This window comes from Micromonospora arida (assembly GCF_003857035.1).
Classification (GTDB): Bacteria; Actinomycetota; Actinomycetes; order Mycobacteriales; family Micromonosporaceae; genus Micromonospora; species Micromonospora arida.
Genome location: NZ_QGSY01000221.1, coordinates 21,524 through 27,631 on the forward strand (window position 1 = coordinate 21,524; position 6,108 = coordinate 27,631).

The 6,108-nt window shown below is 71.6% G+C and carries 5 protein-coding genes and 1 pseudogene; 2 read left to right on the plus strand and 4 right to left on the minus strand.

The window, feature by feature from the left end; translation table 11 throughout:
* Positions 1 to 78 precede the first annotated feature (78 nt).
* The gene (locus tag DLJ58_RS21690; RefSeq protein WP_124858839.1) at positions 79 to 372 is read left to right on the plus strand and encodes an antibiotic biosynthesis monooxygenase family protein; all 294 of its coding nucleotides are present in this window, start codon (positions 79 to 81) and stop codon (positions 370 to 372) included.
* Between the two features lie 122 nt (positions 373 to 494).
* Here DLJ58_RS21690 and DLJ58_RS21695 read toward each other — a convergent pair whose 3' ends face one another.
* The 4 genes from DLJ58_RS21695 to uvrB all read right to left on the minus strand — a co-directional run bounded on the left by DLJ58_RS21695 (position 495) and on the right by uvrB (position 5,067).
* On the minus strand, positions 495 to 1,352 hold the full coding sequence (locus DLJ58_RS21695) for a helix-turn-helix domain-containing protein (protein WP_124858840.1): 858 nt from the start codon (positions 1,350 to 1,352) through the stop codon (positions 495 to 497).
* 194 nt (positions 1,353 to 1,546) lie between these two features.
* Entirely contained in the window at positions 1,547 to 1,915 is a 369-nt protein-coding gene (locus tag DLJ58_RS21700; RefSeq protein WP_124858841.1) for a VOC family protein, read from the minus strand.
* Positions 1,916 to 2,066: 151 nt separating this feature from the next.
* A complete protein-coding gene (locus DLJ58_RS21705) occupies positions 2,067 to 2,876 on the minus strand; it encodes an AraC family transcriptional regulator (RefSeq protein WP_244219072.1) in 810 nt (269 codons plus the stop codon).
* Positions 2,877 to 2,958: 82 nt separating this feature from the next.
* A complete protein-coding gene (gene uvrB, locus DLJ58_RS21710) occupies positions 2,959 to 5,067 on the minus strand; it encodes an excinuclease ABC subunit UvrB (RefSeq protein ID WP_124858842.1) in 2,109 nt (702 codons plus the stop codon).
* 299 nt (positions 5,068 to 5,366) lie between these two features.
* On the opposite strand from uvrB, the pseudogene DLJ58_RS34650 reads away from it, so the two are divergent.
* Positions 5,367 to 6,108: pseudogene (locus tag DLJ58_RS34650) on the plus strand (hypothetical protein); the annotation flags it as partial.

Below are 6,108 nucleotides of genomic sequence, written 5' to 3' on the forward strand. Positions count from 1 at the left end.
GCCGAGGCGGAGTCCAGGCAGTGGTCGGCACAGACCCACGACACCGACTGCCCCGACCGCCGTGGGAGGCTGTCCGACATGGTGCTTGAGGTTGCGCTGATCGACGTACTACCCGGACACGAGGACGCTTTCGCCACCGCGTACGCCGAGGGTCACCCGGTGCTCGCCGGAGCGACCGGCTGCCGGTCCGTGCGGATGACCCGAGGAATCGAGTCACCGACGCGCTTCGTGCTGCTCGTCGAATGGGACTCGGTCGAGGCGCACGAGAAGAACTTCCGGGCCACCGAACGGTTCGACAAGTGGCGGGCGCTGATCGGGCCGCACTTCGCGGGACCGCCCGTGGTCGAACACTTCCTCGACGTACCGGCCTGAGCCGAACTGTCGTACCCCGCGGTTATCGTGCCGGGCGCACGCGCCGGCCGCCGGTCCCGACGGGCTCGGGGGCGCCGGGCCCGGTGGCCGCGCGGCGCGTCACCGTCGGCACCGGTCAACCGTTACTCGCCGACGCGGCGGGCCAGCACGGTGACCGTCTCCTCCGGTGACAGCGCCGCGGCCAGCAGCGCCGCTGTCATCCGCTCGTAGCGGCCGACGTCGAGCACGGTGGCCAACCGGACGTCGGTGGTCAACGCCTCGAGCATGACCGTGCGCGGGTCCGCCGGGTCGGGAAAGGCGTAGCAGGAATACGGTGTGAGCGGATGCAGCCCGCCACCGGCCGCTCCGCGTGGCAACAGCCGCACCGTGACGTGGGACAGGCCGGTCACCGCGACCAGATGGCGCAGTTGTTCACGCCAGACCGCCACCGGCAGGTCACCCGGGTCGCAGACGGCCTCGGCGAGCACCGCCGTGTAGCGCGGCGGGTAGGCCCGCCGAAGCACCTCCTGCCGCAGTGCCCTTGCGCGCACCTCGGCCTCCACGTCGACCTCCGGCGTGAGCTGGGCGCCGGCGGTGACCAGCACCCGGGCGTACGCGGGCGTCTGGAGCAGCCCCGGCACCACCGACGGCTGGTACTCGACGATGTCGGCGGCGCCCGCCTCCAACTCGGCGTAGGTGCGCTGCCGTTCGCTCATCTCGCCCAGCGTCTTCCACCAGCCTCGACTGGTCGCCGCGTCCCGGGCGATGACGATCAGCGCCTCCCGGGCGGGCGTGGGCACCTTGTAGACATCCAGCAGATCGAGCACGTCGGCGAGGTCCGGGCGACTCTGACCCAGCTCGATGCGGGACAGCTTCGACGTCGAGGCCCAGCCCAGCCGGTCGCAGACCTGCTCCAGGGTCAGCGACTCGCGCCGACGGAGTTGGCGCAATTCTGCGCCGAGACGTGCACGTCGAATGACAGGACTTGTTGGCAGCGGCATCCCGGCCTCCCCACCGAGGGAGACTACGCAGGACGATCACCCAGTGCAATAGCTCGCTCGCGCACCGCAATCAGGGCATTCGACGCCGCCGGCCGGTCGGGCCAGCCCGAACACGCCATTTCCGCAGGTCAGTGCGGTTTCAAGCCGCTGAGGCTGGTCCCGCCGGGCCGCCCATCCTGGTCGGCGTGGCCGGCTCAGGGTCGGTAGGTGCCGAAGGACCAGACGTTGCCGGCCAGATCGCGGGCTGAGTAGTCACGGGAGCCGTAGTCGGTGTCGAACGGCTCGCGGATGATCTCGGCGCCGGCCGCGCGGGCCTGGGCGCAGTGGGCGTCGACGTCCGGCACGGCCACGTAGACCGACCAGTCGTCGTCGGCCGGCCGGTGCGGGGCGTCGGCCCGAGCACCCAGCATGATCATTCCGGTGTCGAGGACCAGCTCGGCGTGCGCGACCGTACCGTCCGGCGCGTCGTGCACGGCATGCACCCGGAAACCGAAGGCGGCACCGAGCCAGTCGATCGCGGCGCGGGGATCGGGATAACGGAAGATCGGATAGATGGTTCGCATGACCCGATTCTGCGGCCGGCGGCGCGGCTCCGGATTGGACGAATGTGACCTCGGCGGGTCGCCGGCCCGGCTCCGGTCGGCCGGCGGGTCGCCGGCCCGGCTCCGGTCGGCTCGGCGGGTCGCCGGCCCGGCTCCGGTCGGCCGGCGCTCGTCAGCGGCCGGAGAGCAGCGCGGCCGGCGTGGCCCCCGCGAACTCGTGGAAGTCCCGGATCAGGTGGGACTGGTCGTAGTAGCCGCAACCCGCCGCCACGGCGGCCCAGTCGACTCCCCGCCCGACCTCGCCGGCCTGGGTCGACGCGGCGTGAGCCTGCTGAAAACGCAGCAGCCGGGCGGCCATCTTGGGCGGCAGCCCGACCTCCTGCCGGAACCGGGACGCGAGGTGCCGGCGGCTCCAGCCCAACTCGTCGGCGAGCACACCGACGCTCCCCCGACCACCGCTGGCGGCCAGCCACCGCCACGCCCAGTCGAGCCGCGGGTCCACCGGCGGGGACGCCGCCAGCCGGGCGGCGAGCACCCGGTCGAGCAGGTCGAACCGTTCCGACCAGCCGGTGGCCTCGGCGAGCCGGCCGCGCAGCCGATCCAGCCAACGGCCCGGGAGCTGCCCGACGCCGACGGCCCGATTGGTCAGCTCACTCAGGGGCAGACCGAGAAGCCGGCGGGCGGTCAGGGGGGCGAGCAGCAACTCCACGCCCTCCCCCACGCCCACGGTGCGCGTGGTGCACCAACTGTCGAAGGTGCCGGCCACGAACGAGTCGACCGCGGTGACGCCGCGCTGCGCGCTACGCGGGTCGGTCACGTCCAGCGGAGCACCCCAGCCCAGGATCAGCACCACGAAGACGCCCGCCGACTCCCGGCGGACCAGTGGCACGTCCGCCCGTTCCCGGTAGCCCACGTACCGGTCGACGAACGGACGCAAACTGGCATCGGGCAGCCCGAGGACCATCTCGCCGATCGGCGCCACCGCTGTCAACCGTGCCCGCCCTTCGGGTGCCCCGGCCGGCCGGGCCCGAGCGGAGCGCTGGGCGGGGCCGACCGGGTGGCCGTCACTTCACGCCGGCGGCGTCCATGCCGCGCAGCTCCTTCTTCAGGTCGGAGACCTCGTCGCGGATCCGGGCCGCCAACTCGAACTGAAGCTCGCGTGCGGCGGCCAACATCTGGTCGTTGAGCTCCTGGATGAGCTGGGCGAGGTCGGCGCGGGCCATCCCCTCCCGGGAGGTGGTGCTCGCGGCGGACCGGCTCCGGCTGCGGGTCTCCTTGACCGGCGCCTTACCTCGGGAAAGCTGACGCACCGCGCCGCCGACCCGGGAGTTCTCGGTGTCCTCCGCCTCGCGGTAGATGTCGTCCAGGATGTCGTGGATCTTCTTACGCAGCGGCTCCGGGCTGATGCCGTGCGCCTCGTTGTGCGCGATCTGCTTGGCCCGACGCCGATCGGTCTCGTCGATCGCCGCCGCCATCGACGGAGTGATCTTGTCGGCGTACATGTGCACCTGGCCGGAGACGTTACGGGCGGCCCGCCCGATGGTCTGGATCAGCGACCGGCCGCTGCGCAGGAAGCCCTCCTTGTCGGCGTCGAGAATCGCCACCAGCGACACCTCGGGCAGGTCCAGACCTTCGCGGAGCAGGTTGATGCCGACGAGCACGTCATAGTCGCCCTTGCGCAGCTCGCGCAGCAGCTCCACCCGGCGCAGCGTGTCGACCTCCGAGTGCAGGTAGCGCACCCGGATGCCGTTCTCCAGGAGGTAGTCGGACAGGTCCTCGGCCATCTTCTTGGTCAGCGTGGTGACCAGCACCCGCTCGTCCCGGTCGGTCCGCAGCTTGATCTCGTGCATCAGGTCGTCGATCTGGCCCTTGGTCGGCTTGATCACGACCTCCGGGTCGACCAGACCGGTGGGTCGGATCACCTGCTCGACGAACTCGCCCTGGGCCTGCTCCATCTCCCAGGTGCCGGGGGTCGCGGAGAGGTAGACCATCTGGCCGACCCGCTCCAGGAACTCGTCGAAGCGCAGCGGCCGGTTGTCGGCCGCGCTGGGCAGCCGGAAGCCGTGGTCGATGAGCATCCGCTTCCGGGACGCGTCGCCCTCGTACATGCCGCCGATCTGCGGGATGGTCACGTGCGACTCGTCGACCACGGTGAGGAAGTCGTCGGGGAAGTAGTCGAGCAGGGCGTGCGGCGGGCTGCCGGGCAGCCGCCCGTCCATGTGCATCGAGTAGTTCTCGATGCCGGAGCAGAAGCCCACCTGCCGCATCATCTCGATGTCGTAGGTGGTGCGCATCCGCAGCCGCTGCGCCTCCAGCAGCTTGCCCTGCCGCTCCAGCTCGGCGAGGCGCTCGGCAAGCTCCACCTCGATGTCGCGGATCGCCCGTTCCATCCGCTCTGGACCGGCCGCGTAGTGGGTGGCGGGGAAGATCACCAGCTGGTCGACCTCGCGGACCACGTCACCGGTCAGCGGGTTGAGGTAGTAGAGCTTCTCCACCTCGTCACCGAACAGCTCGATCCGGATCGCCAGCTCCTCGTACGCCGGGATGATCTCCAGCGTGTCGCCGCGGACCCGGAAGGTGCCCCGCTGGAAGGCCATGTCGTTGCGGGTGTACTGGATGTCGACCAGCCGGCGCAGCAACTGGTCGCGGTCGAGCTCCTGCCCGATCTGCACCTTCACCGCCCGGTTGAGGTACTCCTCCGGGGTGCCCAGGCCGTAGATCGCCGAGACGGTCGCCACCACGATCACGTCGCGACGGGTGAGCAGCGACATCGTCGCCGAGTGCCGCAGCCGCTCCACCTCCTCGTTGATCGAGGAATCCTTCTCGATGTAGGTGTCGGTCTGCGGGATGTAGGCCTCGGGCTGGTAGTAGTCGTAGTACGAGACGAAGTATTCGACCGCGTTGTGCGGCAGCAGCTCGCTGAACTCCTTGGCCAGCTGCGCGCAGAGCGTCTTGTTCGGGGCGAGCACCAGGGTGGGGCGCTGCAGTCGCTCGATCAGCCACGCCGTGGTGGCGCTCTTGCCGGTGCCGGTCGCGCCGAGCAGCACGGTGTTGCGGTCGCCGCGCCGAACCCGACGCTCAAGGTCATCAATGGCTGCCGGTTGGTCGCCGGCCGGCTGAAAATCACTGACGACCTGGAAGCGGCTGTCCAGCCGGGGAATGTCGAGCGCCATGCCGTCAACGGTACGCCGGAGGTCCGACAGGAACGGCCGTCACGCCAGGTACGTGATCAGCTTCAATATTCCCATTGTGTGGCCCATGTCACCGGGACTACCCTCTTCATGTAGGCCGCTCGCGGCGGCCGACCGGGCCGGTGGCCAGGCCAACATCATGGCCAGTCACCCCCGGCACTGCGGTCGCAGCACCCGGCTCGTCCGGCGTGCGCACCCGTGTGGTCGCGCTCGAGGCGCAGACCGGCCGCCGCGAGCGCCCCTGCTCGTCACCCCGGTGCCTCCCCGCCCGTTTCATCTCCGTGGACACCTCTCCGACCCCGGCGCCCGACACCGCCCGCACCGCCACACCCCGGCCGGACGACCCGGGCACCGCCCGCAGCGGGCGGCACCGCACCGGCCCGGCCGGCAGCGCCTCGGCGGCCAACCGGACCCCCAGCGACACCGGAGGTGGGCCCACTGCCGGCCGGACCCCCAGCAACAGCGGAGGTGGGCCCACGGCCAACCGGACCCCCAGCGACACCGGAGGTGGGCCCACGGCCAACCGGACCAGCGGCGGCGCGCGCCGAGCCACCGCCGGCCGCACGACCGACGACACGCGGCGAGCCGTCGCCGAGCGAAGCCTCGCGGCAAACCGCGCGACCACCCGCCGCGACGACACCACCGACACCACCGACACCACCGAGGCCGCCGACACCACCGGGCCGTCCTCGGCCGGCCGTCGTCGGCGTACGGTGCTGCTGTTGCTCGGTCTGACGGCGGTGACGTCCGCGACGGCGCTGGTGCTCGGGCTGTTGAGCTGGGCGCCCGACCCGCCCGAGCCGGCCCGGCCGCTGACCCTGGGGGAGGGCGAGCGGCTGGCCGCCGTGCGGGTCACCAACCTGCGGGACCTGCGCGCCGGCGTACGGGTCACGGCCGGCACCGGCGCCGCCCGCATCGAACTGGTGGGCTGGGTGGACTGGTCCCGGTCACTGCTCTACCTCGACGTGGGCGGGCCGGGAGCGGGTGCGGAACGCGGGCTGTTGCAGAAGAGCGGTCCGGTGC